The following is a 25,535-nucleotide window of genomic DNA, read 5'->3' on the forward strand; positions in this document are numbered from 1 at the left end:
GCCCACGCGGAGCTGGAGATCTTCCGTCATGGCCGTCACATCTCCCGTTCTACACTGCCGACCGAATACATCCTATTTCGGACACGCCGCCGGTCCCCACGAGGGGCTTGACCGTCCGGCAGCCGGGATGCCTCAGGGTGCACCGGCCCACTTGCCGTGAATCAGCGCCGGTACAGCTTACGTTCCGCATCGCCCTCGACCTCGGCGGGGACCTGCCGCGTCGCCGGAGCAGGGCCGCACATCGCCAACCTCCGCAGGAGGAACGGCGGATGACGGCCGGTCGCGGCCCGTGCGAGGGCCCCGCCGCATCGGTCCGGCAGGACCCTCGATCCACCGCGGAAGACGGACTACTTCCCGGTCTCCTTCTCGTACGCCTTGATGACCTCGTCGGTCGGGCCGTCCATCAGGAGCTCGCCCTTCTCCAGCCACAGCACACGGTCGCAGGTGTCCCTGATCGACTTGTTGCTGTGGCTGACCAGGAAGACCGTTCCCGCCTCCTTGCGCAGCTCCCGGATGCGCTCCTCGGAGCGGATCTGGAACTTGCGGTCGCCGGTGGCCAGCGCCTCGTCGATCATCAGGACATCGTGGTTCTTGGCCGCGGCGATCGCGAACCGGAGCCGGGCGCCCATGCCGGAGGAGTACGTGCGCATCGGCAGGGTGATGAAGTCGCCCTTCTCGTTGATGCCGGAGAAGTCCACGATGTCCTGGTAGCGGCCGCGGATCTCCTCGCGCGACATGCCCATGGCCAGTCCACCGAGGATGACGTTCCGCTCACCGGTCAGATCGCCCATCAGGGCCGCGTTGACACCCAGCAGGGACGGCTGGCCGTCGGTGTAGACCTTGCCGCTCTCGGTGGGCAGCAGGCCCGCGATCGCGCGCAGCAGGGTCGACTTCCCGGAGCCGTTCGTACCGATCAGGCCGATGGCCTCGCCGCGGTAGGCGGTGAAGGAGACGCCCCGGACCGCGTGGACCTTGCGGACGCCGCGGGACTCCCCGCGGTCGCGCCGCAGGATCCGGCTCAGCGCGGCGGTCGCGCTGCCCTTGCCGCCGCTGCCGCCGTTGACGCGGTACACGATGTGCACGTCGTCGGCGACGACGGTGGGCACCCGGGCGTCGCGCGGGTCCTCGAGGTGGTCAGCCACGGCCATAGCGCTCCTCCGCCTTCCAGAAGTACACGAACCCGGCGACTCCCAGCAGCAGCGCCCACAACCCGCCGGCCAGCCACACGTGCGTGGGCAGGTTCGACGAGTCGTACCCGTCGATCAGGGCGAAGCGGATCAGGTCCATGTAGATCGCGGCGGGGTTGTACATGAGGACCTCGGCGATCCACGCGGGCTTGTCCGCGAGCATCACCTTGATCGAGAACATGACGCCCGAGCCGTACATCCAGGTCCGCATGATGAACGGCATCAGCTGGGCGAGGTCGGGGGTCTTGCTGCCCATCCGCGCCATGATCAGCGCCATGCCGACGTTGAAGACGAACTGGAGCGCCAGGGCCGGCAGCACCAGCAGCCAGCTCAGCGAGGGGTAGCTGCCGAACGCGACCACGATGAGCACGAGGACGACCATCGAGAACAGCAGCTGCTGGAGCTGCTGCAGCGCAAACGAGATCGGCAGCGAGGCCCGCGGGAAGTGCAGGGCCCGCACCAGTCCCAGGTTCCCGGAGATCGCCCGGACGCCGGCCATGACCGACGTCTGCGTGAACGTGAACACGAACACGCCCGTCACCAGGAACGGGATGTAGACCTCCTTCTCCATCCCGCGGCCCGCGCCGAGGATGAGACCGAAGATCAGGTAGTACACGAGAGCGTTCAGCAGCGGCGTCGCGACCTGCCACAGCTGGCCGAGCTTCGCCTGGCTGTACTGGGCGGTCAGCTTCGCCTGGGAGAACGCCAGGATGAAGTGCCGGCGGCCCCAGAGCTGCCTGACGTATTCGACCAGCCCGGGGCGGGCACCGCTCACCGACAGGCCGTACTTGGCGGCCAGCTCCGCCGGGGCCAGACCGTCGTCGGGAGACGGGCGAGCGCTCGTGGCGATCGCGCCGTCGTGGGTTGTGTCACTCACAAGTCGAGACTTTCGTGTTCGAGATGCGCGGCTTGGGCCTCAGGTGGCGGCCAGGTCCCGGGGTACGCCCGATGCTCCCAGATCCCGGCCGGTCAGACGACAGGCGGTCGGCCCAGTCGCGTCAGTCGCCACACGGTACGCCACCTCATGGGACGGCGGGGCCCGCACGGGGTGGTCCAGCCCTCCTTGAAGCCGCCGAGCCAGGCCTTGAGCGCCGCGGCCGAGGGCCGCCTGAGGAGCGTGAGCAGGATCCACACCCCGAGGTAGACGGGCACCAGGGGGACGGGCAGGTTGCGACGGGCCAGCCACACCCTGTTGCGGGCCACCATGCGGTGGTAGACCGCGTGCCGCGAGGGCGGCGTCGTCGGGTGGTACAGCACCATGTCGGAGCGGTAGTCGATCATCCAGCCCGCGTCGAGGGCCCGCCAGGCGAGGTCGGTCTCCTCGTGGGCGTAGAAGAACTCGTCCGGCAGCCCGCCGACCTGTTCCAGCACCTTCGTGCGGACGGCGTTGGCACCGCCGAGGAAGGTCGTCACACGCGAGGAGCGCATCGGGTCGGACGCACGCAGTCGCGGGACGTGCCGCCGCTGGGTGAGGCCGGTGTCCGGGTCGGCGATCCGGAAGCTGACGATCCCGAGGGCGGGGTCCTCCTCGAACGCCCGGCGCACCAGCTCGGCGGTGTCGCTGTTCGGCAGCAGGCCGTCGTCGTCGAGGAAGAGCAGTGCGTCGACGTCGCCGCCGCCCGGCCCGAACGCCTCGATGCCGACGTTGCGGCCACCGGGGATGCCGAGGTTCTCGGGCAGGTCGACCGTGCGCACGCCGTCGGGCACGCCCGTGACGGGGGCGCCGTTGCCGACGACGACCACCTCGACCGGGTCGCCGTCCTGCTTGGCGACCGAGTCGATGAGGGCGCGCAGATCGTCGGGCCGGTCGCCCATGGTGATGATGACGGCACCGAGCTTCATACGGCTCACCTCAGCCTGCTGGAGACGAGGATGGACACCAGGTGCAGCACCGTCTGCAGCAGTGCGACGCCGGCCAGCACCGCCACACCGAGGCGGGAGAAGAACAGGTCGCCCCGCATCTGATCCGCGACAGCCAGCACCAGGATGAGCAGCGACGCCTCGATACCGAGGACCAGCCGGTGGAACTTCAGCGCGGCGGCGGCCCGGCGGGCGAGCGCCATGCCGGAGGAGCGCGGCTCGGCGGCCGCGTCCTTGACCGGCTCCATCCCGGCCTGGTGCCGGGCGACGCCGACCAGGTCGGTCTCGGCCTTGATCAGGATCGCGCCGAGCGCGGCGAGTGTGCCGAGGAAGGCCCAGAGCCAGTCGATCCGGCCGCCGCCCCACAGGTCCGCGGCGCGCAGGCCGAAGCCGACGAGGACGGCCGCGTCGCACAGGTAGGCACCGACCCGGTCCAGGTACACACCGGACAGGGAGTACTGCTTCTTCCAGCGGGCGACCTCGCCGTCCACGCAGTCCAGCAGCAGGTAGAGCTGGACCATCACCACGCCGAGGACTGCGCCCCAGACACCCGGGACGAGCAGGGCCGGCAGAGCCAGCACCCCGGCCAGCGTCATCAGGTACGTCAGCTGGTTCGGCGTGACCTTGGTGCCGACCAGCACGCGGGTGATGCGCAGGGAGATCTCGCGCATGTACAGGCGGCCGCCCCAGTGCTCGCCACTGCGCCGGTCCTTCACACCCGCGGGGTGGACGACCGGACGGAGCTCAGCTACGGATGGTCTTGGCATAGTCGGCGTACGCGTCCCTGATCTGGTCGGTGGACAGGTCGAGGTGCTCGAGGATGGTGAACCGGCCGGGCCGGGTCTGCGGTGCGTACTCCACGGCCCGGACGAACTCGTCGGCGGAGAAGCCGATGTCCTCGGGGAGGACCGGCAGCCCGTGCTTGCGCAGGATCTCGGCGAACAACCCGGATTCCTCCCGGGCGCCGCGCAGGTGCATCGCGAAGGCGGCGCCCAGGCCGACCTGCTCGCCGTGGCTGGCGGCGCGCTTGGGGTAGAGCAGGTCGAAGGCGTGGCTGATCTCGTGGCAGGCGCCGGAGGACGGCCGGGAGTCACCGCTGATCGACATGGCGATACCGGAGAGCACCAGCGCCTCCGCGAGCACCGTCAGGAACTCGTCGTCGCCGACGCCCCCGGGGTGGCGGAGCACGGCCTCGCCGGCGGTGCGGGCCATCGCGGCGGCCAGGCCGTCGACGGACTCCCCGGTGACCTTGCGGGACAGCTCCCAGTCGGCGATCGCGGAGATGTTGGAGATCGCGTCGCCGATCCCGGAGCGGACGAACCGCACCGGGGCCGCACGCACCACGTCGAGGTCGATCACCATGGCGATCGGCGCGGGGACGCCGTAGGAGCCGCGGCCGTTGTCGTTGTCCAGGATGGAGATCGGCGAGCACAGACCGTCGTGCGCCAGGTTGGTGGCGACGGCGACCATGGGCAGCCCGACCCTCGCGGCGGCGTACTTCGCCACGTCGATGATCTTGCCGCCGCCGAGGCCGACGACCGCGTCGTAGCGGCGCTTGCCCTTGATGTCGTCGGCCAGTTTGACCGCCGAGTCGATGGTGCCGTCCGCGACCTCGTACCAGTCGGCGCCGGGCAGCACCGGTGCCAGCCGCTCGCGCAGGGCCTGGCCCGAGCCGTTGCTGATCGCGAACGCCAGTTCGCCGGACGCGGAGATGCGCTGGTCGGCCAGCAGGCCGGCCAGGTCGTCCATCGCGCCGCGGCTGACGTCGACGACGACCGGCGACGGAATGAGCCGGGTCAGTACTGGCACGCGATCTCCCGGCCCTTCGCGAGGTCGTCGTGGTTGTCGATCTCGACCCAGCTGACGTCGCCGATGGGGGCGACGTCGATCCGGAGGCCGCGGTTCACCAGCTCCTGGTAGCCGTCCTCGTAGTAGAGGTCGGGGTCGCGCTCGAAGGTGGCCTTCAGCGCGTCGGCGAGCTCCTCTGCGGCCTCGGGCTCGATGAGGGTGACGCCGATGTACTCACCGGTGGCGCCGGATGGGTCCATCAGCTTGGTGATCTGCCGCACGCCCTGGCCGTCGGCGGTGATGACCTTCATCTCCTCGTCGGCGAGCTGCTTCACCGTGTCGAGGGCGAGGATGATCCGCCGGCCGTCGCCGCGGGCGGCGAGCAGGGTCTTCTCGACGGAGACCGGGTGCACGGTGTCGCCGTTGGCGAGGATCACGCCCCGCTTGAGCACGTCGCGGGCGCACCACAGGGAGTAGGCGTTGTTCCACTCCTCGGCCTTGTCGTTGTCGATCAGGGTGAGCTGCAGGCCGTACGTGGCCTCCAGCTCGTCCTTGCGCGCGTACACGGCCTCCTTGCGGTAGCCGACGACGACGGCGACCTCGGTGAGGCCGATCTCGCTGAAGTTCCTCAGCGTCAGGTCAAGGACCGAGAGGTCCCCGTTCACGGGCACGAGGGCCTTCGGAAGCGTGTCGGTGTAGGGGCGCAGACGCCGTCCGGCACCGGCAGCCAGAACAAGGCCGATCATGCGGGTTCTCCTTCGTCGTGTACGGCGGGTGCTCCGGAGGAGACCCAGAAGCGGACGGACTCCGCGACCACCACCAGTGCCACGGCGACCGCGAGGACCGTCAGCGCGATCGTGAACTGCGGGGCGCCGAGCAGGGTGGCCAGCAGCGCGACCGCCAGGGTCCGCCCCTCGTGCCCGCCTACCGCCCGGACCAGCCAGTGCGGGGGCGCGCCGGTGCCCCCGCGGATGCGGTACACCGTGTCGTAGTGATGGTAGGCGACCGCGGCCACCAGGCCGAATGCCGCAGGAAGGGCCCCGTTCACGTCCGCGCGGGCGGCGAGGATCAGGATCGTGCCGTACTCCGCGGCGCGGAAGACCGGGGGCACCAGCCAGTCGAGGGAGCCCTTGAGCGGGCGCGCGACGGCGAGGCCGGATGTGAGGGCGTAGGCCAGGGCGGCGACGGCCGTCCAGGGGCTGCCGTAGGGGGCGAGCCACGCGGTGAGGGTGACCGCCGCGGCGCCGGTCACGGCGATCGCCGGCGGAGCGAGCGCCGGCAGCCGGCGGGCCGCGCCCCGGAACGCGGCGGCGAAGCCCTCCGCCAGGGGACCGGAGTCCGCGAGGTCGGCGAGCGCCTGCGCGGCGCGGTCGGTCCTGCGGGCCTTGCGGGTGAGCGAGCGCAGCACGCGGCCGGCGGTGGTGTACGCGGCGGCGAAGGCACAGCCGATGAGCAGGGCGTAGAAGACGATCCGCGGGGTGGTGACGGCGGTCAGCACCGCGATCATGGCCCAGCGCTCGCCGATCGGCAGCACGATCATGCGCCGGACCCAGACCGTCCAGCCGACGTTGTCGAGCCGGTCGGAGAGGGCGGCGGTGGGGCTGGTGTTGCCGGTGGCGTCGTGGTTGGCCTCGTTGAAGGAGAAGTCGACCACGTGGCGGCAGGTCTGGAGCACCATCGCGCCGAGCGCCAGGGCCCAGACGTCGTCCCCGCCGCGTGCGGCGCCGAGGGCGAGACCCGCGTAGTAGGCGTACTCCTTGGCCCGGTCGAAGGTGGCGTCGAGCCAGGCGCCGAGCGTCGAGTACTGAAGGGAGTAGCGGGCGAGCTGCCCGTCGGTGCAGTCGAGGACGAAGGAGAGGATCAGCAGCACGCCGGCGGCGACGAAGCCGCCCCGGGTGCCGGTGGCCGCGGCGGCGGCCGCTATGAGCGCGGTGATCAGCGAGGCGGTGGTGACCTGGTTCGGGGTCAGTCCGCGCCGTGCGCACCAGCGGGCGAGGTAGCGCGAGTACGGGCTGATGCAGAAGGTCGTGAAGAATCCGTCACGCGCCTTCACCGCGGACCGCAGCCGGACGTCCTCGTCGTTGACGGCCGCCACGGCCTGCCGGGCGTCGTCGCGGGCCTGGGGGTCGCCGGGCACGGTCGCCACCAGGGTTCCCAGCTCAGGGCGGTGCGGAGCGGCGCCCTCGGATGCGAGAGCGTCGGCGACGAGGTCCGGGAGCACATCGCCGGGGGCGGGGTGGGTGTCCGTGGTGCCGGAGGGCGTGCTGTCCTGGGACGACTGCGCGGTGGGCCGCTCGGTCGCCGCCCGCGGGCCGGCGGCCGCCTCCCGCAGAGCCGCCAGCAGGGCGGCGCGTGCCTCGGGCCGGGCCGTGGCCGCGCCGGGGATCGCGGCGGCCGGGAAGCGGGGGTCCGTCAGGCCGAGGCGGAGTGCGTGGACGTGGCCGACGAAGCGCGGGTCGACGAGCGCGGCCCGCTCGGCGGCCGGGACCGCGGCGAGCAGCTCGGCCGTCTCGTCGGCTCCGGAGGCGACGCGTACGTCGAAGCCCAGCGACCGCAGATCGCCCTCGAGCGGCGAGCCGGGTACCGGCGGACCGGTGAGGATGGCGGTCGACAGACGGACTCACTCCTTGACGCTGATCAGATGGGTGGGCACGGCGGCTCGACCCGGGACCGGGCGGCGGCATGTCGGCTGAGGCTATCGGATGGACGGAAGCGCGAGTTCACTGAGGTTTCCCGGTGAGGACGCACCCGCTCGTCCCGCCGGCCACGTCCTCGGTCCGGGCGTTCCTTGCCCTGAACGGGGACCGGCCGCCGGTGCCGCGACCGAGATCATCATCGTCGATCAGTGGCCGACCCCACAAACCGCCCCGGCGGCACCGGTGCCCCCGGCACCGCGTGGTTAGGGTGGCCTGCATGACTTGGCTGATCACAGGCGGGGCGGGGTACATCGGAGCGCACGTGGCACACGCCATGACCGGCGCCGGCGAGCGGGTCGTCGTGCTCGACGACGTCTCGACGGGCAACGCGGCCCGGCTGCCCGAGGGGGTACCTCTGGTCAGGGGCACCCTGCTGGACAGGGAGCTGCTGGACCGCGTCCTCTCCGAGCACGCGGTCACCGGGGTGGTGCACCTGGCGGCGCGCAAGCAGGTCGGGGAATCGGTGGGGCAGCCGCTGCGCTACTACCGGGAGAACGTGCACGGGCTGACGGTGCTGCTGGAGGCCGTCGTCGACGCGGGAGTGAAGCGGTTCCTCTTCTCCTCGTCGGCGGCGGTGTACGGGACGGCCGACGTGGACCCGATCACGGAGGACACCCCCACCGTGCCGATCAGCCCGTACGGAGAGACCAAGCTCGCCGGCGAGTGGCTGGTGCGGGCGGCGGGCCGGGCCCATGGCATCGCCACCGGCTGTCTGCGCTACTTCAACGTCGCCGGCGCGGCCCGGCCGGAGCTCGCGGACACCGGGGTGTTCAACGTGATCCCGATGTTCTTCGACCGGATCACCCGGGGTGACGCCCCGAGGATCTTCGGCGACGACTACCCGACGCCCGACGGCACCTGCGTCCGCGACTACATCCACGTCGCCGATCTCGCCGACGCCCATCTGACGGTGGCCCGCCGACTGGCGGGCCAGGACGGGGCCGGCGACCTGACGGTGAACGTCGGCCGCGGGGAGGGCGTCTCCGTGCTCGCACTGGCCCGTGTCGTCGCCGAGGTGACCGGCCACGGCACGCCGGCGGTCGTCGAGCCGCGCCGTCCCGGTGACGCGGCCCGGGCCGTCGCTTCGGTCGAACGCATCGGCAAGGAGCTCGGCTGGACGGCCTCGCGCGGGGTACGCGAGATGGTCGAGTCCGCGTGGGCCGGCTGGCTGCTGCACCACCCCGAGGCAGCCCCGCGGCGAGCTGACCCGGTGGCTGCCCGACGCCCTGACCAGCGGGCGTAACCGCAGGTCAGGGTATATGACAACGGTGTTCAGCGTCGTGTTGCCCGATGTCCCCGGCCCGTAGTTCACTGGCCACTCGGACAGATCGTTCACCGTGATCGGGAGGCTTCTCGCATGGGGGCAGGGCACGACCACGGACACGCGCACGGCGGCGGTCGCCCGCCGACGGGGACCGCGGCCGCCGCCTACCGGGGGCGGCTGCGGGTCGCGCTGGCGATCACGCTGAGTGTGATGCTCCTGGAGATCGCCGGCGGTGTGCTGGCGGACTCGCTCGCCCTGATCGCCGACGCCGCCCACATGGCCACCGACGGCCTGGGCCTCGCCATGGCGCTGCTCGCGATCCATTTCGCCGGCCGCCCGCCCGACGCGAAGCGCACCTTCGGCCTGGCCAGGGCCGAGATCCTGGCCGCGCTCGCGAACTGCGTGCTGCTGCTCGGCGTCGGCGGTTTCCTGCTGTACGAGGCGGTCCAGCGCTTCATCACCCCGGCCGAGACCAAGGGCGGTGTCGCCATCGTCTTCGCCCTCGTCGGTCTGGCCGCGAACGCGGTGTCCCTGTTCCTGCTGATGCGGGGGCAGAAGGAGAGCCTCAACGTGCGCGGCGCGTATCTGGAGGTCCTCGCGGACGCGCTCGGCTCGGTGGCGGTGCTGATCTCCTCGGCCGTCATCCTGGCGACGGGCTGGCAGGCGGCCGACCCGATCGCCTCACTGCTCATCGGCCTGATGATCGTGCCGCGGACGCTGAAGCTGCTGAGGGAGACGCTGAACGTGCTGCTGGAGGCGGCGCCGAAGGACGTCGACATGGCCGAGGTGCGCGAGCACATCCAGGCCCTCCCCGGCGTCGTGGACGTGCACGACCTGCATGCCTGGACCATCACCTCCGGGATGCCGGTCCTCTCCGCCCACGTGGTGGTGGCGCCGGGCTTCCTGGACGCGGTGGGCCACGAGAGGATGCTGCACGAGCTGCAGAGCTGCCTCGGCTCTCACTTCGACGTGGAGCACTGCACGTTCCAGCTGGAGCCCGGCGGTCATGCCGAACACGAGGCGGGCTACTGCCACTGAGGGCTGCTAGCTGGGGCCGCGTCAGGCAAGGTTTGCCCGTCAAGGAGCGGCGTCCGGTGCACGGGGCCTCCCCCGGCCCTCGGGGGAGGCCGCGTGGGGAAGGATCGCAAGGCGCCGGATCGACCTCGTAGTGGACCTACTCGGTTGATTCGGCAACGCCGCGAGTCGCCGTGCCGGGCGCCACGACGGGGCGAACGTCGCCCGATGCGGCACTGGATTGACGCGGCCGTGTCCGTGCGGGAGCGAGAGGAGCCGAGGTTGATGACGGTCGCAGTCGACGCTGCCCTGTGCAGCGCCCGGTGCGGAGACGCGGACGCCGGCGATGGCAGCCGCCCTGGAGGCCACCCGGGCGGAGATCGCGATGCGCCGTGACCACGGCGCCGAGTACGGTTACACCGGCTATGTGCTGCGACCCGCCGACCCCCGCTGGCGGGTCCGCCCGGAGACGGACACCGACGTCCCGGCCGTGCACGCCGTCAACGCGGCGGCCTTCCCCACGGACGGCGAGGCGGAGCTCGTGGACGCACTGCGCCGGGACCCTTCGGCGTGGCTGCCGGGGCTCTCCTGGGTGGCCGAGGCGCCGGACGGTTCCGTCGCGGCGTACGCGCTGCTCACCCGCTGCGGGGTCGGCGGCGAGCCCGCGCTGGCGCTGGCCCCCTGCGCCACCGCTCCGCGGTACCAGGGGCAGGGCGCGGGCTCCGCGGTGATCCGGGCGGCGCTGGACGCCGCCCGGGTCCGGGGTGAGCGGCTGGTCGTGGTGCTCGGTCATCCGGGGTACTACGCGAGGTTCGGCTTCGGGCGCGCTTCCGGGCTCGGCATCCGGCCGGGCTTCGAGGTGCCCGACGAGGCGATGATGGCCATGGTGCTGGACGGTTCCGACACGGCGCCGCAGGGCATGATCACGTACCCGGAGGCGTTCGGGGTCTGAGCCGCCGTCCGTGCCCGCCGTGCTCCCCGCACGACGGGCACGGACATGCCCAGGGGCGGTGAAGTGCGGACAAGCCGCTTTTGTACGGCAGACTGGGTGCGCCCCTCCGGGCCGAGGACCGAAGCGAAGGATGGCTATGCCGATCACACCCGCCACCGCGCCGAACAGCTCGCCGAACGGCACCACGCAACAGATCCTGCTGGAACTGGTCGACGAGACCGGCCGAACCATCGGCACCGCGGAGAAGCTCTCCGCCCATCAGGCGCCGGGACAGCTGCACCGGGCGTTCTCCGTGTTCCTCTTCGACGAGCACGGGCGGCTGCTCCTGCAGCGGCGGGCGCTCGGCAAGTACCACTCCCCCGGAGTCTGGTCCAACACCTGCTGCGGGCACCCCTATCCGGGCGAGGCCCCGTTCACGGCGGCGGCCCGGCGGACCCACGAGGAGCTGGGCGTCTCGCCTTCGCTGCTCGCCGAGGCCGGGACCGTCCGCTACAACCATCCCGACCCGGCCTCGGGCCTGGTCGAGCAGGAGTTCAACCACCTCTTCGTGGGCCTGGTGCAGTCTCCGCTGCGGCCGGACCCGGAGGAGGTCGGGGAGACGGTGTTCGTGACGGCGGCCGAGCTTGCGGAACGCCACGCCCGGGACACGTTCTCGGCCTGGTTCATGACGGTGCTGGACGCGGCGCGTCCGGCGGTCAGGGAACTCACGGGCCCGGCCGGAGGCTGGTGACCCGCCGGGGCGTCTCGCGAAGCCTCTCCGGCGCGGCGGCCCTACAGGGACGCCGCGCCGCTCACGGGGACGAGCGGCAGAGCCGCCCAGATGATCTTTCCGCCGCTCGACGTGTGCTCGACGTCGCACTCGCCGCCCGCCTCCCGGGTGATCTCCTTGACGAGGAGCAGTCCCCGGCCGCCCGTCCGGGCGGAGTCGCTCTCCAGGGCCTTGGGCCGGTAGGGGTGGTCGTCCTCGACGGCCACCCGGATCCACTGCGGACCGACCGCGACCTCGATGGCCACCTCCGGCGAGAGCAGGGCAGCGTGCCGGACGGCGTTGGTGACGAGTTCGGACACGATCAGCAGCAGTCCCTGCAGGACCTCGTCGTGGACCGGTACGCCCTGGTGTCGGACCAGATCGCGTACGGCATGCCGGGCCTGCGGTACGGACACGTCGAGTGCGGGAGCGGTGAACCGCCAGACGCCTTCGTACGACAGTGGCCGGGCCGGGACGCTCCCGGGGCTCTCCATACTCCCGCACCCACCCTCGTGAAACGTCGCTGGGAACCGATGTGTACACGAGTGTTGGGAATGCGCTGGTCCATACCGGGCTGCTGACCAGAAGTCAGCTTCTATCGACGGCCCCGGACCGGTTCATTGCGTTCCGGTCAGTTCTTCGACCGGTCCGGATCCTCTTCTGATGACCTCTCGGACGGACCGGCGGAGGCCGGACCGAACGCCTCCCCGGATTCCCCGCCCTGCCCGCCGTCCGCGACCATGTCGACGATACGGCGACCGCCCACGCCGATCGCGATCAGCCCCAGCCCGTCGAAGAGCAGGGCGAGGGAGAAGAACACGCCGAGGACGTAGCGGCTGCTCTCGGGCCAGTTCGCCAGCACCAGGATGCCCAGCAGCAGGCCGAACGCGCCCTGGAGCAGGGTCCAGCCGAACTGCGGCCCCCGCACCACGAGCGACCCCACCAGCCGGAAGAGCCCGCCGGTGAGGAACAGCAGCGCGGCGAACATGGTCAGTGCCTCCGCGCTGCCCTCCGGGTGGCGGATGACGACCACACCGGCCGCGATGTTCAGGGCGGCGACGACCACACTGAGCCAGAAGAAGCTGCTGCCGCGGGACTCGATCGCCTGGAGCAGTCCGACCAGCCCGCCGACGAGCAGCAGCCAGCCGAACAGGAGCATGGAGGTGAGGGTGGCGAGGCCGGTGTAGACGAGGCCCACGATCCCGGCGATCACGAGGAGCACACCGAGGGCCGCCAGCCAGCCGAAGCTGCGGCGGAGCTTTCTGCCCTCCTGGGCGGGACCGGTCATGGGGTGCCTCCTCGTCGTGCCCTCCCCGGTCGCTGTCGTCCTCGCCGGCTCCGCGGTCCCGGCCGGTGTCGCCGTCTCCGTCGTCACTGCCGTCGTCGCTGCCGTCGGTGCCGGTGTCGGCGCCGGTCGCCGGCGCCGACACCCCCGTCCCGATCATAGGTAGGGGTCCGGCGGATAGCATCCGGCGCATGGACCGGACGAACGAGGCGCACGAGGCGGAGCCGGAAGTCCGGCACACGGTGGCGGACGGGGTGGCGACCGTCGTGATCAGCCATCCCGCCAGGCGCAACGCGATGACCGCCGCGATGTGGCGGGAGCTGCCGGCGCTGCTGGACGGACTGGGCCGCGACCCCGCCGTACGGGTGCTGGTGCTCACCGGCGACGGGGGCACCTTCTGCGCGGGCGCCGACATCACCTCCCTGAGCACGCCCGCTCCGGAGGAGTCACCGCAGGACCTGGCCGTGCGCGCCGAGGAGGCGCTCGCGGCGTTCCCCAAGCCGTCACTGGCGGCGGTCCGCGGCTACTGCGTGGGCGGCGGCTGCCAGCTGGCGGCCGCCTGCGATCTGAGGTTCGCCGAGGAGGGTGCCTCCTTCGGGATCACCCCGGCGAAGCTCGGCATCGTCTACCCCCCGTCCTCGACCCGGCGGCTGGTCTCGCTCGTGGGTCCGGGAACCGCGAAGTACCTGCTGTTCTCGGGCGAGTTGATCGGCACGGAGCGGGCGCTGCGCACCGGCCTGGTGGACGAGGTGCTGCCTGCGGGCGAACTGGGCAAGCGCGTGGCCGAGTTCGCCCGGGTACTGACGGCCCGCTCGCAGCTGACGCAGGCCGCCGCCAAGGAGTTCGCCACGGGACGCACCGACCGCGACGCCCACTGGGCGGAGCAGGCCCGTGGCAGCGGCGACACCGCGGAGGGGATCGCCGCCTTCCTGGAGCGCAGACCGCCTCGCTTCACCTGGAACGTGTGAGGCGGGGCGGCCGGATCCGGCCCGAAGACCACGCGCTCCCCCGTCGGCTCCGCGCCGAAGGGCACGATGTCCTCCAGGGCGAGCCAGTGGGACGTGGCGCGACGCCCTCCAAGCAGTCCGGCCACGGCCGGCAGGTGCGAGCCGGTGCTCACGGACGTGGTCCAGGTGCTGGTGACGTCGGCCGCGCGGAGCCAGCCGAGGATCGTCTCGTCGAGCATGGCGCGCCGTGAGCCGGGCCCGCCGGGGACGACCATGATGTCCGGCGCGATCACCTCGTGGAGCGCCCGCTCGGCGGCCACGACGAGGGAGCCCTGGTCGTTCCGCACGGGGCCGGACTCCTCGGCGACGGACACGGTCCCCGCCACGGGCAGCCGGGACAGCGGCTCGGCCGCAATGACGGGAAGCCCACCATTCCTGCCATCGCGGACGGAGACCGTCCCTGCGGGAGGGCCGGACGCCGCCCCTTCGGGAGGGGAGGGAGATCGTCCGCAGGTGGAGGGAGACCTCCGTCTTCACGTCGTACCGACCAGTCGGTAACGTGCGGGCATGACCTCTCTGCACCCGCGCGCGGGACGCCGCTGCCACAACGCCGTCAATCCGCTCCACTCCACCGTGTACTTCTCACCCGACTACGCGAAGGAACTCGCGGGGATCGGTGTCGAGGACACCAGCGCCGCCTACTTCGCGGGCCGCGCCGCCGCCCTGGGCGCGGTCGGGCCGGGCACGGTCGCGGCGGCCTTCTACAACTTCAACCACGAGCTGATCGCCCGGCACCTCCCGGCCGTCTGGGACACCGCGCCGCCCGCCACGGTGCTGGACGCCCGGATGCGGGCGGTGGACGCGACACTGCGCCGGCTGCTCGGCGACGACACCGTCACCTCGCCGGAGATGGCCGAAGCCGCCCGCCTGGCACTGCGCGCCACCGAGGCCTGCACCCGGCACGCCCGCCCGCTGTACGCCGCGCACGCAGACCTGCCGGTGCCCGAGGAACCGCACCTCGCCCTCTGGCACGCGGCGACCCTGCTGCGCGAGCACCGCGGCGACGGCCATCTCACCGCGCTGCTGTCCGCCGGACTCGACCCACTGGAGGCGCTGGTCAGCCACACCGCGACCGGCAAGGGCATGTCACCGCGCTGGATCCTCGCCAGCCGCGGCTGGCGGCGCACCGACTGGGAGTCGGCTTCCGACCGGCTGCGCGAGCGCGGACTGCTCGACGCCGACGCCGAGTTGACCGAGGCGGGCACGGCGCTCCGCGCCGAGCTGGAGGAGCACACCGACCGGCTCGACCTCGCCCCGTACGAGCACCTGGGCGCGGCGGGCGTCGAACGCCTCACCGAGCTGGGCCGCGGATTCCTCATGGCGGCCGCCGCGGCCGGCGCCTTCCCCTCGGACCTCGCCGGCAAGGGCTGACCGGCAGAGGCCGATTGCCGGGGGCAGGCCGGCAGAGGGGCACCGGTACGAGCCGCCCGCCAGGGCCGACCGGCAGGAGCCGGCGCTCCGAGGCGCGCCACCGCCGCGGGCCGGGAACGGGACGGTACGGGCAGACCGGAAACGGGACGGTACGGGCAGGACGGCGGAACCTCGCCGGACGGGCCGGTCGGCGTTCGGCCGCAGCGGCCGGGTGGGTTTGACGGCACGGGGCACGGCAACCCGGAACCGAAGCACCACAACGTGTCCGCACCGAGGAGGCAAACCGTGTTCCGTGCCGTCGCCGACGCACTCAGGACCCTCGGCGGCATCGCCGCCGCCGTCGTCACCTTCCCGTTCCGACTGCTGGCCCGTCTCTTCGGCGGCACGGCGGGGCACGGACGACGTACGCGCCGCGCGTAGGGGGGACGCGCGACACGGCCCCCGCCCACCCGGCAGAATGCAGCCGAAGAGATCGCGCGGGCACCGGTCCGCGCGCCCTCCAGGCACAGCCGGTATCGGAAGGCGAGTCGGGAACCGTGACGACGTCCATCGAAGGCAGGATCGCCGAGGAGCTCGGCGTACGGGAGCGGCAGGTGAAGGCGGCCGTCGAGCTGCTCGACGGCGGGTCCACCGTCCCGTTCATCGCGCGCTACCGCAAGGAAGCGACCGAGATGCTCGACGACGCGCAGCTGCGTACGCTCGAGGAGCGGCTGCGCTATCTGCGGGAACTCGAGGAGCGGCGGACGTCGGTGCTCGAGTCCGTCCGCGAACAGGGCAAGCTCACCGACGAGCTCGAGGCGCAGATCCGGGCCGCCGACACCAAGGCCCGGCTGGAGGACATCTACCTCCCCTTCAAGCCCAAGCGGCGCACCAAGGCGCAGATCGCCCGGGAGGCGGGGCTGGAGCCGCTCGCCGAGGGGCTGCTCGGCGACCCCACGGTCGAACCCCTCGCGGCCGCCGCCGCGTTCGTCGACGCCGGCAAGGGCGTCGCCGACGCCGCGGCCGCGCTGGAGGGCGCCCGGGCGATCCTCGCCGAGCGCTTCTCCGAGGACGCCGACCTCATCGGCGAACTGCGGGAGCGGATGTGGACCCGCGGCCGGCTGGCGGCGAGGGTCCGAGACGGCAGGGAGGAGGCCGGCGCGAAGTTCGCCGACTACTTCGACTTCGCCGAGCCGTTCACCGAGCTCCCGTCGCACCGCGTGCTCGCGCTGCTGCGCGGCGAGAAGGAGGACGTGCTCAGCCTGGAGCTGGAGCCGGAGGAGCCCACGGACGGTCCTTCGACGTACGAGGGCATGGTCGCCCGGCGCTTCGACGTGGCGGACCGGGGCCGACCGGCGGACAAGTGGCTGCTGGACACGGTGCGCTGGGCATGGCGGACCCGGATCCTCGTGCACCTCGGGATCGATCTGCGGCTGAGGCTGCGGACGGCGGCCGAGGACGAGGCCGTACGGGTCTTCGCCGCCAACCTGCGGGACCTGCTGCTCGCCGCCCCCGCCGGAACGCGCGCGACGCTGGGCCTCGACCCCGGCTTCCGCACGGGTGTGAAGGTGGCGGTGGTGGACGCCACCGGCAAGGTCGTCGCCACCGACACGATCTACCCTCACGTACCCGCGAACAAGTGGGACGAGTCGCTGGCGAAGCTGGCCCGGCTGGCGAAGGAGCACGCCGTCGAGCTGGTGGCCATCGGCAACGGCACGGCGTCCCGCGAGACGGACAAGCTGGCCGCCGACCTCATCGCGAAGCACCCGGAGCTGAAGCTCACCAAGGTGATGGTGTCGGAGGCGGGCGCGTCGGTGTACTCCGCGTCCGCGTTCGCCTCGCAGGAACTGCCGGGCCTCGACGTCTCGCTGCGCGGCGCGGTGTCCATCGCCCGCCGGCTGCAGGACCCCCTCGCCGAGCTGGTGAAGATCGACCCCAAGTCGATCGGCGTGGGCCAGTACCAGCACGACCTCTCCGAGGTGAAGCTCTCGCGTTCGCTGGACGCGGTCGTCGAGGACTGTGTGAACGGCGTCGGCGTCGATGTGAACACCGCCTCGGCGCCGCTGCTCTCCCGGGTCTCGGGCATCGGGACGGGCCTCGCCGAGAACATCGTGGCCCACCGCGACCAGAACGGCCCGTTCCACTCCCGTAAGGAGCTCAGGAACGTGGCGCGGCTCGGCCCGAAGGCGTACGAGCAGTGCGCGGGCTTCCTGCGGATCCGCGGCGGCGACGACCCGCTCGACGCGTCCAGCGTGCACCCCGAGGCGTACCCGGTGGTGCGGCGCATGGTGAAGACGACCGGCAGCGAGGTCGCCGCCCTCATCGGCAACACCGGCGTGCTGCGGTCGCTGCGCCCGGACGACTTCGTCGACGAGACCTTCGGTCTGCCGACGGTGACGGACATCCTGCGGGAGCTGGAGAAGCCGGGACGCGACCCGCGTCCCGCGTTCCGGACGGCGACCTTCAAGGACGGCGTCGAGAAGATCTCCGACCTGGCGTCCGGGATGGTGCTGGAGGGCGTCGTCACCAACGTCGCGGCGTTCGGGGCGTTCGTGGACGTCGGCGTCCACCAGGACGGACTCGTGCACGTCTCCGCGATGTCGCGCACGTTCGTCAAGGACCCGCGGGACGTGGTGAAGCCGGGTGACGTGGTCAGGGTGAAGGTCCTCGACGTCGACATCCCGCGCAAGCGGATCTCGCTGACCCTGCGGCTGGACGACGAGGCCGCGGCGCAGCCGGGCGGCGGTGGCGGCCAGCGCCGCGACCGCGGCCAGGGCGGCGGACGGCCGCCGCAGCAGCGCCAGGGCGGCCGCGAGCGCAGGACGGGCGCCGGCTCGGGCTCGGCGGGCCGCCAGGCGGCCGCGCCCGCCAACAGCGCGATGGCGGACGCACTGCGCCGGGCCGGTCTCCTCGGCGACGAGCGGCGCGGCGGCCGCTGACCCCGCCACGGCCGCGCGGTCCCGTTCCGCGCGGCCGGGACCGCGCGGCCCGCCGAGGAGGAAGCACGGCCATCGGTGCGCTCCCTCATCCGATCGCCACCGTGCTCGCGCGGCGGTGCGTGCCGCCCGGGCGCCTGGTACGCGCCGACGGGACCCGACGCCCTCGCCCACCCGGCAGCACCCGACCGCGGTATGTGTTCGCACGGGCACGGAAAGCGGTTGTGACCTGCGTCCTGTCGTCGCACGGACCTCCACTCCTACGCTTGCCTGCCACTCGCGCCCCTGGCGCGCAGGCGCTCGCCCGCTCCGGCACGACCACGGCGAGCACACGTCGAGGATGGTTCCGCCCCACATGCCCAGTGATCTGTCACCCGTCATCGCAGCCGCCACCCGCTGGCTCCTCTCGGCGTTCCCGCCTGAGGCGGGTGCGCTCGACCGTGCGCTGGCCGAGGCCCAGGCCGGACAGGCGGCGACCATCGCCGCCGCCCTGCGCTACCCGACCGAGCTGGACGCGGAGCTGCTGCATCTCCTCGGTCCCGGGGACACCGCGCGACTGGATGCGGTCAGCGGTGCCGGCGAGGCGCCGGGGGGACCTGAACACGTCTGGCGCACCTGGGTGGACGAGACCGTCGTCAGCTGGGCGGCATGTCTGCTCGCCGACGCGGAACTCGCGGCCATGGCGACGGCCTGCGTCTCCTCGACCCACCACGGTGCCGGCTCCGTGGGTACCGCGCGCCGGCTCACCGTTCCCAGCCGTCGCGACCACCGCGCGGCGCCGCTGCTGCGCCACCCCGACCTGGTCGGCCCCGTCGCCGAACTCCACCGGGGCACCCTGTGCCGGCTGCTCGCCGCCACGAGCCCGAGCGCGAGCGCGAGCGCGTAGCCCGCCTGCCCCGCCGACGCGCCGTGGGACCGCGGCGCGCGTCGGCGGGGCAGGCGCCGGTCCGGGCCCCTCTCCTCTTCGCGCTGTGGTCCCCGCGGCCGACCAGTTCCCGTCCGTCGTCCGGTCCCTGTCGGTCGTCCGCTCCCTGTCCGTCGTCCGATTCCCGCAGCCGTCCAGCCCCCGTCCGTCGTCCGCTGCCCGAGGCGGCCGGAGTCACCCGGGCACGTGGTCGCGCGCCGCACGGTGCCCCGCCACACCACCCGGCCGGCGTTCGAGGAGGCCAGGTACTCCCGACGCAGGCCACACGCCGGGCGGAGCCTCCGTGACGCTCGCTCAGCCCTGCGGAGGCCCCGGCAGAAAACGCAGCGCCCATACCGCACGCTCGGCGACGACCGGATCCGCGTCCTCCGTCAGCGGTTCCAGCAGGGTGCGGGCCCCGTCCGGGTCGGACTGGACCAGGTCGACGATCTCCGTCGCCAGACCGTCCTGGTCGTCGCCGAGGTCGACGGCCGAAGCGCGGAGCAGCAGCGGGAGCGTGCCGGTGCCACCGAGTGACGCGATCACCCCGCCGAGCATCTCGCGGGCGTAGAAGTTCCCTTCGCCGAGGAAACGGTCCATCGCCGCCTCCAGGCGCGGCAGCAGGGCGCGGTCGCCGGACGCCGCGACGGTGTCGGCGAGGCCGATCGCCTCGTCGACGGAGTCGAGGCTGTCGAGGAGTTCGAACAGCCGGTTCAGGGAGTCGGTCGTCATGCTCGGCCTTCTTCAGGACTCGGTGACCTTGCCGTGCGCCACTTCCAGGCGCCGGGTCGTGCGGACGGTGTCCAGCATCCGCCGGTCGTGGGTGACCAGGAGCAGCGTGCCCGTGTACGAGGCGAGCGCGGACTCCAGCTGTTCGATGGCCGGCAGGTCGAGGTGGTTCGTGGGCTCGTCGAGGACGAGCAGATTGACGCCCCGGCCCTGGAGCAGCGCGAGAGCCGCCCGGGTCCGTTCCCCCGGGGACAGGCTGATCGCCGGGCGCAGGACGTGGTCCGCCCTGAGGCCGAACTTGGCGAGCAGGGTGCGGACGTCGGCGGGCTCGGTGTCGGGAACCGCCGCGCAGAACGCGTCCAGCAACGAGTCCGTGCCGTGGAACAGCCGACGGGCCTGGTCGACCTCGCCGACGACGACCCCGGAACCGACGGCCGAGTGCCCGGAGTCCAGCGTGAGGCGGCCGAGGAGGGCGCCGAGCAGCGTCGACTTGCCGGCGCCGTTGGCACCGGTGACGGCGACGCGGTCGGCCCAGTCGATCCGCAGCGACACCGGTCCGAACCGGAAGTCGCCCCGTCGCACCTCCGCGTCGCGGAGGGTCGCCACGACCGACCCCGAGCGGGGCGCGGCCGCGATCTCCATACGCAGCTCCCACTCCTTGCGGGGCTCCTCGACCACGTCGAGCCGTTCGATCATGCGCTGGGTCTGGCGGGCCTTCGCGGCCTGCTTCTCGCTCGCCTCGCTGCGGAACTTTCGGCCGATCTTGTCGTTGTCACCCGCCTTGCGCCGGGCGTTCTTGACGCCCTTGTCCATCCAGGACCGCTGCATCCGGGCCCGGCCCTCGAGGGCGGCCTTCTTGTCGGCGTACTCCTCGTAGTCCTCGCGGGCGTGCCGCCGCTCGGTCTCCCGTTCCTCCAGATAGGACGCGTAGCCGCCGCCGTAGAGGGTGATCCGCTGCTGGGCGAGGTCGAGCTCGAGGACCTTGGTGACCGTGCGGTTGAGGAACTCGCGGTCGTGGCTGACGACGACCGTCCCGGCGCGGAGGCCGGTGACGAACTCCTCCAGCCGCTCCAGGCCGTCCAGATCGAGGTCGTTGGTCGGTTCGTCGAGGAGGAAGACGTCGTAGCGGGAGAGGAGCAGGGAGGCGAGCCCGGCCCGGGCGGCCTGGCCGCCGGAGAGCGAGGTCATCGGCTGGTCGAGGCCGATGGCGAGGCCGAGCGAGCCTGCGACCTCCTCGGCGCGATCGTCCAGGTCGGCACCACCGAGCGCGAGCCAGCGCTCGAGGCTCGCCGCGTAGGCGTCGTCGGCGCCCGGCGTGCCGTCGACGAGGCCCTGGGTGGCCTCGTCCATCGCGCGCTGGGCCACGTCGACCCCGGTCCGGCGGGCGAGGAACTCCCGTACGGTTTCGCCGTCCCGCCGTTCCGGCTCCTGCGGGAGGTGGCCCACCGAGGCCGTCGGCGGGGAGAGCCGCAGCTCACCGCGTTCCGGTGTGTCGAGGCCGGCGAGCAGCCGGAGCAGGGTGGACTTCCCCGCGCCGTTGACGCCGACGAGGCCGATCACGTCGCCGGGGGCGACGACGAGGTCGAGCCCGGCGAACAGGGTGCGGTCGCCGTGTCCGGCGGCGAGGTCCTTGGCGACGAGGGTTGCGGTCATCAGGGGACAGATCCTAAGGGCAGTACCGGCGGCGGCGCGGAGCCCGGGTGAACCGGTGGGTGACCGACACGCACCGTGACACCGTGCGCCCAGAGCGTCCCGCCGCACACCGGTGCCCGGAGCCACCCGCCCGGCCCTCGGCGAGCAGCGCGGTGACCGGGACGTCCAGCCCCTGCCGATCAGGATGTCCCGACCGGGGCGCCCGGCTCAGTCCGCCACGGCCGCCACCAGGACTCCCCCGGCCGCGCGGGCCACCACGAACGCCCGGCCCTTCACGGCGTTGCCGTCGAGCGGGATCCGGTGGGTGCCGGGCTCCAGGGCGCCGTCGAAGACCTCGTGGGTGCGGGTGCGGTGGAGCCGGTCGAGGCGGTAGGCGACCAGCCGGACACGGCAGGCGGACGCGACCGTCACCGACGCCGTACGCCCGGCGGCGGTGAGTCCGGTCAGCCGGCGGTGTTCGGCGGGGCCGCGGTCGAGCGCCTGCTCGACCTGGGCGACGATGAGCGGCACGACGTCGGCGAGCGCGTCGACGCAGGCGGCGTCGGCCCCGGAATCGCCGAAGGCCACCCGGACCGCGGCCCGTTCGGTCTCCGTGACCGCACCGCCGAGGACGACGGCGCCGTACGCCCGCAGCTCCTCCGCCGGAACCGCCACCGTGTCACGGGCGATGTCGGCGCCGATGCCGATGGTCCGGAGGGCGGCGGCGAGCTTGGTGAGGGAGGCGGGACGGGCCCCGACGAGGAGGACCCTGCGGCGCGGTCCGACGGCGGTGCCGTCGAGGAGCCGTTCCAGTGCGGCCCGGTAGGCGTCGGCGCGGAAGCGGAAGGGCCCGGTCCCGTGGTAGCCGTTGAGCTCCAGGTCCGCGGTCTGGTCCGTCTGCCAGGCGAAGTCCCGCCAGACGACGTCGTTTCCCTGCCGCTCGATGACGGCGGTCACGGCTCCGCAGCCGAGTTCCTCGCACTCGGGGCAGCCGTAGAGGACGTGGCGGCCGCCCGGCAGCGGGGCCTCCGCGTCCAGCAGCAGTCCGCGTACCTGACGGGTGAGGATCGCCGGGGGCACGTCGGAGGCCAGCGGGGAGACGGCGTCGACGTCGGAGAGCAGGAGGAGGAGCGGGCGGCCGTCGACGACGAAGTCCAGGAAGTCGCGGTGGACCTCGAAACCTCCGTCGGCGAGGAATCCCCCGGCACGTACCGCAGGGGCCAGGGCGAACGTCGCGTACTCGGCTGACATGTCCGGAGTATCCCCAGCCCTGGCGCGATGTGAGCACGGTGGCGGTGATCGGCGCTGTACGGTCCCGCCATGAGCGGCGAAGTGATCGTGGTGGGCGGCGGGGTCATCGGACTGACGACGGCGGTGGAACTCGCCCGGCGGGGGCGGCGGGTGCGGTTGTGGACCCGTGAGCCCGCCGGGGCGACCACGTCCGCGGTGGCGGGCGCCCTGTGGTGGCCGTACCGGATCGAACCCGAGGCGCTCGTCGGCGCGTGGTCGCTCACGTCGCTCCGGGTGTACGAGGAGCTGGCGGAGCGGCCGGAGGAGACCGGGGTGCGGCTGGTGCCGGGAGTGCAGCCGGGCCTGTCGCCCGCCGCGCTCGGGCCCTGGGCCCGGGAACTCACGGGAATGGTGCGCGAACTGGCGCCCGAGGAGCGGCCGGCTGGGGTCGCGTCCGGGCTGTGGGCACGGCTGCCGCTGATCGACATGCCCGCTCATCTGGGCTGGCTGCGGGCCAGGTTCGAGGCGGCGGGCGGAAACGTGGAGCTCCGCACGGCCGGCTCGCTCGACGAGGCCGCGGCCGGGGCCCCGGTCGTGGTCAACTGCACGGGGCTCGGCGCGCGCGAGCTGGTTCCGGACCCGGAACTCACACCGGTACGGGGCCAGTTGGTACTGGTGGAGAACCCCGGGATCGACACCTGGTACGCGGCCGCGGACGAGGCGTCGAGCGAGCTGACGTACTTCTTCCCGCAACCGGGCCGGCTCGTCCTCGGCGGTACGGCGGTCGAGGGGTCATGGTCGCTGGAGCCGGACCCGGCGACGGCCGAGGCGATCGTCCGCCGCTGCGCCCGGGTGCGCCCCGAGATCGCCGGGGCCGAGGTGCTCGCCCACCGGGTCGGACTGCGCCCGGCGCGCTCGGGTGGGGTGCGGCTGGCCGCCGTTCCGGGCCCGTACGGCACCCGTCTGGTCCACAACTACGGGCACGGAGGAGCGGGGGTGACGGTCGCCTGGGGCTGCGCGAGGGCGGCTGCGGACCTGGTGGGCTGACCGGTGGGTCCGGCCGGACCGCGGCGACCGCGCGGCGAGGTGCCGGCGCCGCAGCGGCCGGCCGCCGTCGTCGCGGGCCGTCCTCGTCACCGGTCACGCCGCCACGGCGGCCGGTGAGGGCGCCGGGGGCCGGAGTTCACTTCTCCGGCGGTGTGGGGCCGATCCGGAGCTCGAAGTCCCCGTCGTACCTCTCGTGACCCGCGATGACGGCGAGATCGACGACCTCCTCGCCGCGTTCACCGCGCACGATGATCGGATCGTGGCGCAGATCGCGCATCAGCGCGAAACACATCGCGATCATCACGACGAGGAACGGGGCCGCGACCAGGATCGTGAGGTTCTGCAGTCCGGCCAGGGCGTCGCCCTTCCCGCCGCCGATCAGCAGCATGACGGCCGCGACGGCGCCGGTGACGGTGCCCCAGAACACCACGACGAACCGTCCCGGCTCCAGGGCGCCCTTCTGTGAGAGCGTCCCCATCACGAGGGACGCCGCGTCCGCTCCGGAGACGAAGAAGATGCCGACCAGGACCATCACGAGCATGCTCGTGACGGTGGCGGCGGGGTACTGCTGGAGCACCGCGAACAACTGGCCCTCGGGCGTGGTCTCGCCGCCCAGCCGGCCGCGCTCCTGGAGCGTCATCGCCGTACCGCCGAAGATCGCGAACCAGCAGAGGCTGACCGTGCTGGGCACGAGGATCACTCCGCCGACGAACTGGCGGATCGTCCGGCCCCGGCTGATGCGGGCGATGAACATGCCCACGAACGGTGTCCAGGAGATCCACCAGGCCCAGTAGAAGACCGTCCAGCTGCCGAGCCAGTCGGCGACCCCGGCACCGCTGGACGCCTCGGTCCGGCCGATCAGCTGCGGCAGTTCGCCGAAGTAGGTGGCGATCGAGGTGGGGAGGAGGTCGAGCACGATGACGGTCGGTCCGGCGACGAACAGGAACACGGCGAGCAGCAGTGCCAGCACCATGTTGGTGTTGGACAGCCACTGGATGCCCTTCTCGATGCCGGACACGGCGGAGAGGACGAAGGCGAGCGTCAGCACCGCGATGATGGCGACGAGGAGTGCCGTGCTGACCTTCGTCATCCAGCCCAGTTCGCTGACCCCGCTGCCGATCTGGAGGGCGCCGAGTCCGAGGGACGCCGCCGAACCGAACAGCGTGGCGAAGATGGCGAGGATGTCGATGAGCCGCCCGCCCCACCCGTAGGCGTGCTTCCTGCCGATCAGCGGCTCGAAGACGGCGCTGACGGTCTGGCGGCGCCGGCGCCGGAAGGTGCTGTACGCGATGGCGAGCCCGACCACGGCGTAGATGGCCCACGGATGCAGCGTCCAGTGGAACAGGGTCGTGGCCATCGCGGTCTCCATGGCCTGGGCCGCGTCGGCGGGATCGGTGCCCGGCGGCGGGTCGGTGAAGTGCGCCAGGGGCTCGCTGACCCCGTAGAACATCAGCCCGATGCCCATGCCCGCGCTGAACATCATCGCGATCCAGGAGACGGTGCGGAACTCGGGTTCCTCGCCCTCCCTGCCGAGCGGGATGCGTCCGTAGCGGCTCATGGCGAGCCAGAGGGCGAAGATGACGAAGCCGGAGGCGGCCAGGACGAACGCCCAGCCGCCGTTGTGGATGAGGCCCGCGAGCATGCCGCTGGAGATGCGCTCGAGGTCGTCCGTGGCGATGGAGCCCCAGACCACGAACGCGACCGTGAGGACGGCGGTGACCCCGAAGACGACCCGGTCCGTGACGTGGCCGTACCTCGTCACGTCCGGACGGCCGACGACGTCCGTCACCGGCGGATCTCCCTGGCCGTCCGGTTGTTCTGCGTCGTGCGACTCGTCATGCGGCACTGAAGGCCCCTTTCGCGGGTAAACGGAGCCGGGCTTCGTTCTCCGTAGGCCCTCCTACCA

22 protein-coding genes and 2 pseudogenes are annotated in these 25,535 nt (G+C 72.5%); 10 read left to right on the forward strand and 14 right to left on the reverse strand.

Annotation, left to right across the window (positions count from 1 at the left end):
• Positions 1–347: 347 nt before the first annotated feature.
• From FEF34_RS05105 to FEF34_RS05135, 7 genes are all read right to left on the reverse strand, one after another.
• Positions 348–1,148 carry an ABC transporter ATP-binding protein gene (locus FEF34_RS05105; RefSeq protein ID WP_138052043.1) on the reverse strand — a complete coding sequence of 267 codons (801 nt, stop codon included), beginning with the start codon at positions 1,146–1,148 and terminating at the stop codon, positions 348–350.
• A complete protein-coding gene (locus FEF34_RS05110) occupies positions 1,135–2,064 on the reverse strand; it encodes an ABC transporter permease (protein WP_138052044.1) in 930 nt (309 codons plus the stop codon). The genes FEF34_RS05105 and FEF34_RS05110 overlap by 14 nt, the downstream gene beginning before the upstream one ends.
• A 92-nt stretch (positions 2,065–2,156) precedes the next feature.
• A complete protein-coding gene (locus tag FEF34_RS05115) occupies positions 2,157–3,029 on the reverse strand; it encodes a glycosyltransferase family 2 protein (protein ID WP_138052045.1) in 873 nt (290 codons plus the stop codon).
• Positions 3,030–3,034: 5 nt separating this feature from the next.
• Positions 3,035–3,814 (reverse strand): CDP-alcohol phosphatidyltransferase family protein, encoded by a 780-nt coding sequence (locus tag FEF34_RS05120; RefSeq protein WP_171052830.1) that lies wholly within the window; start codon positions 3,812–3,814, stop codon positions 3,035–3,037.
• The gene (locus tag FEF34_RS05125) at positions 3,792–4,856 is read right to left on the reverse strand and encodes an iron-containing alcohol dehydrogenase family protein (RefSeq protein ID WP_138052047.1); all 1,065 of its coding nucleotides are present in this window, start codon (positions 4,854–4,856) and stop codon (positions 3,792–3,794) included. Before FEF34_RS05125 ends, FEF34_RS05120 begins: the two co-directional genes overlap by 23 nt.
• Positions 4,844–5,581 carry a phosphocholine cytidylyltransferase family protein gene (locus tag FEF34_RS05130; RefSeq protein ID WP_138052048.1) on the reverse strand — a complete coding sequence of 246 codons (738 nt, stop codon included), beginning with the start codon at positions 5,579–5,581 and terminating at the stop codon, positions 4,844–4,846. Before FEF34_RS05130 ends, FEF34_RS05125 begins: the two co-directional genes overlap by 13 nt.
• A complete protein-coding gene (locus tag FEF34_RS05135) occupies positions 5,578–7,392 on the reverse strand; it encodes a DUF5941 domain-containing protein (protein ID WP_234043057.1) in 1,815 nt (604 codons plus the stop codon). Before FEF34_RS05135 ends, FEF34_RS05130 begins: the two co-directional genes overlap by 4 nt.
• Before the next feature lie 356 nt (positions 7,393–7,748).
• On the opposite strand from FEF34_RS05135, the gene galE reads away from it, so the two are divergent.
• From galE to idi, 4 genes and pseudogenes are all read left to right on the forward strand, one after another.
• Positions 7,749–8,774, forward strand: coding sequence for a UDP-glucose 4-epimerase GalE (galE, locus tag FEF34_RS05140; protein ID WP_138052050.1), 1,026 nt, complete (start codon positions 7,749–7,751; stop codon positions 8,772–8,774).
• Between the two features lie 114 nt (positions 8,775–8,888).
• Complete coding sequence (locus FEF34_RS05145) at positions 8,889–9,833, forward strand: cation diffusion facilitator family transporter (protein ID WP_138052051.1); 945 nt, start codon at positions 8,889–8,891, stop codon at positions 9,831–9,833.
• A 316-nt stretch (positions 9,834–10,149) separates the two neighbouring features.
• Positions 10,150–10,761: pseudogene (locus tag FEF34_RS05150) on the forward strand (GNAT family N-acetyltransferase); the annotation flags it as partial.
• 136 nt (positions 10,762–10,897) lie between these two features.
• On the forward strand, positions 10,898–11,491 hold the full coding sequence (idi, locus tag FEF34_RS05155) for an isopentenyl-diphosphate Delta-isomerase (protein WP_138052052.1): 594 nt from the start codon (positions 10,898–10,900) through the stop codon (positions 11,489–11,491).
• A 41-nt stretch (positions 11,492–11,532) separates the two neighbouring features.
• Here idi and FEF34_RS05160 read toward each other — a convergent pair whose 3' ends face one another.
• Together FEF34_RS05160 and FEF34_RS05165 are read right to left on the reverse strand one after the other, a co-directional pair.
• Positions 11,533–12,003, reverse strand: coding sequence for an ATP-binding protein (locus tag FEF34_RS05160; RefSeq protein WP_138052053.1), 471 nt, complete (start codon positions 12,001–12,003; stop codon positions 11,533–11,535).
• 137 nt (positions 12,004–12,140) lie between these two features.
• The gene (locus FEF34_RS05165) at positions 12,141–12,797 is read right to left on the reverse strand and encodes an HdeD family acid-resistance protein (protein WP_138052054.1); all 657 of its coding nucleotides are present in this window, start codon (positions 12,795–12,797) and stop codon (positions 12,141–12,143) included.
• A gap of 188 nt (positions 12,798–12,985) precedes the next feature.
• On the opposite strand from FEF34_RS05165, the gene FEF34_RS05170 reads away from it, so the two are divergent.
• On the forward strand, positions 12,986–13,762 hold the full coding sequence (locus FEF34_RS05170; RefSeq protein ID WP_138052055.1) for an enoyl-CoA hydratase/isomerase family protein: 777 nt from the start codon (positions 12,986–12,988) through the stop codon (positions 13,760–13,762).
• Positions 13,763–13,788: 26 nt separating this feature from the next.
• Here FEF34_RS05170 and FEF34_RS05175 read toward each other — a convergent pair.
• Positions 13,789–14,157 (reverse strand): annotated as a pseudogene (locus FEF34_RS05175) (DJ-1/PfpI family protein); the annotation flags it as partial.
• 151 nt (positions 14,158–14,308) lie between these two features.
• Here FEF34_RS05175 and FEF34_RS05180 point away from each other — a divergent pair.
• The 4 genes from FEF34_RS05180 (at position 14,309) to FEF34_RS05190 (ending at position 18,973) form a co-directional block, all read left to right on the forward strand.
• A complete protein-coding gene (locus FEF34_RS05180) occupies positions 14,309–15,172 on the forward strand; it encodes an SCO6745 family protein (protein WP_138052056.1) in 864 nt (287 codons plus the stop codon).
• Between the two features lie 285 nt (positions 15,173–15,457).
• Positions 15,458–15,592 (forward strand): LPFR motif small protein, encoded by a 135-nt coding sequence (locus tag FEF34_RS43615; RefSeq protein WP_267905179.1) that lies wholly within the window; start codon positions 15,458–15,460, stop codon positions 15,590–15,592.
• Between the two features lie 116 nt (positions 15,593–15,708).
• The gene (locus FEF34_RS05185) at positions 15,709–18,090 is read left to right on the forward strand and encodes a Tex family protein (protein ID WP_138052057.1); all 2,382 of its coding nucleotides are present in this window, start codon (positions 15,709–15,711) and stop codon (positions 18,088–18,090) included.
• Between the two features lie 352 nt (positions 18,091–18,442).
• The gene (locus tag FEF34_RS05190) at positions 18,443–18,973 is read left to right on the forward strand and encodes a hypothetical protein (RefSeq protein ID WP_138052058.1); all 531 of its coding nucleotides are present in this window, start codon (positions 18,443–18,445) and stop codon (positions 18,971–18,973) included.
• Between the two features lie 333 nt (positions 18,974–19,306).
• Here the strand turns inward: FEF34_RS05190 and FEF34_RS05195 are convergent, their stop codons facing one another.
• From FEF34_RS05195 to FEF34_RS05205, 3 genes are all read right to left on the reverse strand, one after another.
• Positions 19,307–19,723: a hypothetical protein gene (locus FEF34_RS05195; protein ID WP_138052059.1), complete on the reverse strand. Its 417-nt coding sequence runs from the start codon at positions 19,721–19,723 to the stop codon at positions 19,307–19,309.
• A 12-nt stretch (positions 19,724–19,735) separates the two neighbouring features.
• Positions 19,736–21,373, reverse strand: a complete 1,638-nt coding sequence (locus tag FEF34_RS05200) for an ABC-F family ATP-binding cassette domain-containing protein (protein ID WP_138052060.1) — start codon at positions 21,371–21,373, stop codon at positions 19,736–19,738.
• Between the two features lie 207 nt (positions 21,374–21,580).
• The gene (locus FEF34_RS05205) at positions 21,581–22,603 is read right to left on the reverse strand and encodes a serine/threonine-protein kinase (RefSeq protein WP_138052061.1); all 1,023 of its coding nucleotides are present in this window, start codon (positions 22,601–22,603) and stop codon (positions 21,581–21,583) included.
• 69 nt (positions 22,604–22,672) lie between these two features.
• Here FEF34_RS05205 and FEF34_RS05210 point away from each other — a divergent pair, with 69 nt between their 5' ends.
• The gene (locus FEF34_RS05210; RefSeq protein WP_171052831.1) at positions 22,673–23,629 is read left to right on the forward strand and encodes an NAD(P)/FAD-dependent oxidoreductase; all 957 of its coding nucleotides are present in this window, start codon (positions 22,673–22,675) and stop codon (positions 23,627–23,629) included.
• 136 nt (positions 23,630–23,765) lie between these two features.
• Here the strand turns inward: FEF34_RS05210 and FEF34_RS05215 are convergent, their stop codons facing one another.
• Positions 23,766–25,418 carry a BCCT family transporter gene (locus FEF34_RS05215; RefSeq protein ID WP_138052062.1) on the reverse strand — a complete coding sequence of 551 codons (1,653 nt, stop codon included), beginning with the start codon at positions 25,416–25,418 and terminating at the stop codon, positions 23,766–23,768.
• Positions 25,419–25,535 lie beyond the last annotated feature (117 nt).

This window comes from Streptomyces marianii, assembly GCF_005795905.1.
GTDB classification, from domain to species: domain Bacteria; phylum Actinomycetota; class Actinomycetes; order Streptomycetales; family Streptomycetaceae; genus Streptomyces; species Streptomyces marianii.

Bases quoted from the DNA above. Each gene is read 5' to 3' on its own strand.
- FEF34_RS05105 (WP_138052043.1), bottom strand. From the start codon at position 1,148: ATGGCCGTGGCTGACCACCTCGAGGACCCGCGCGACGCCCGGGTGCCC.
- FEF34_RS05115 (WP_138052045.1), bottom strand. From the start codon at position 3,029: ATGAAGCTCGGTGCCGTCATCATCACCATGGGCGACCGGCCCGACGAT.
- FEF34_RS05120 (WP_171052830.1), bottom strand. From the start codon at position 3,814: ATGCCAAGACCATCCGTAGCTGAGCTCCGTCCGGTCGTCCACCCCGCG.
- FEF34_RS05130 (WP_138052048.1), bottom strand. From the start codon at position 5,581: ATGATCGGCCTTGTTCTGGCTGCCGGTGCCGGACGGCGTCTGCGCCCC.
- galE (WP_138052050.1), top strand. From the start codon at position 7,749: ATGACTTGGCTGATCACAGGCGGGGCGGGGTACATCGGAGCGCACGTG.
- FEF34_RS05145 (WP_138052051.1), top strand. From the start codon at position 8,889: ATGGGGGCAGGGCACGACCACGGACACGCGCACGGCGGCGGTCGCCCG.
- idi (WP_138052052.1), top strand. From the start codon at position 10,898: ATGCCGATCACACCCGCCACCGCGCCGAACAGCTCGCCGAACGGCACC.
- FEF34_RS05160 (WP_138052053.1), bottom strand. From the start codon at position 12,003: ATGGAGAGCCCCGGGAGCGTCCCGGCCCGGCCACTGTCGTACGAAGGC.
- FEF34_RS05165 (WP_138052054.1), bottom strand. From the start codon at position 12,797: ATGACCGGTCCCGCCCAGGAGGGCAGAAAGCTCCGCCGCAGCTTCGGC.
- FEF34_RS05170 (WP_138052055.1), top strand. From the start codon at position 12,986: ATGGACCGGACGAACGAGGCGCACGAGGCGGAGCCGGAAGTCCGGCAC.
- FEF34_RS05180 (WP_138052056.1), top strand. From the start codon at position 14,309: ATGACCTCTCTGCACCCGCGCGCGGGACGCCGCTGCCACAACGCCGTC.
- FEF34_RS05190 (WP_138052058.1), top strand. From the start codon at position 18,443: ATGCCCAGTGATCTGTCACCCGTCATCGCAGCCGCCACCCGCTGGCTC.
- FEF34_RS05195 (WP_138052059.1), bottom strand. From the start codon at position 19,723: ATGACGACCGACTCCCTGAACCGGCTGTTCGAACTCCTCGACAGCCTC.
- FEF34_RS05200 (WP_138052060.1), bottom strand. From the start codon at position 21,373: ATGACCGCAACCCTCGTCGCCAAGGACCTCGCCGCCGGACACGGCGAC.
- FEF34_RS05205 (WP_138052061.1), bottom strand. From the start codon at position 22,603: ATGTCAGCCGAGTACGCGACGTTCGCCCTGGCCCCTGCGGTACGTGCC.
- FEF34_RS05210 (WP_171052831.1), top strand. From the start codon at position 22,673: ATGAGCGGCGAAGTGATCGTGGTGGGCGGCGGGGTCATCGGACTGACG.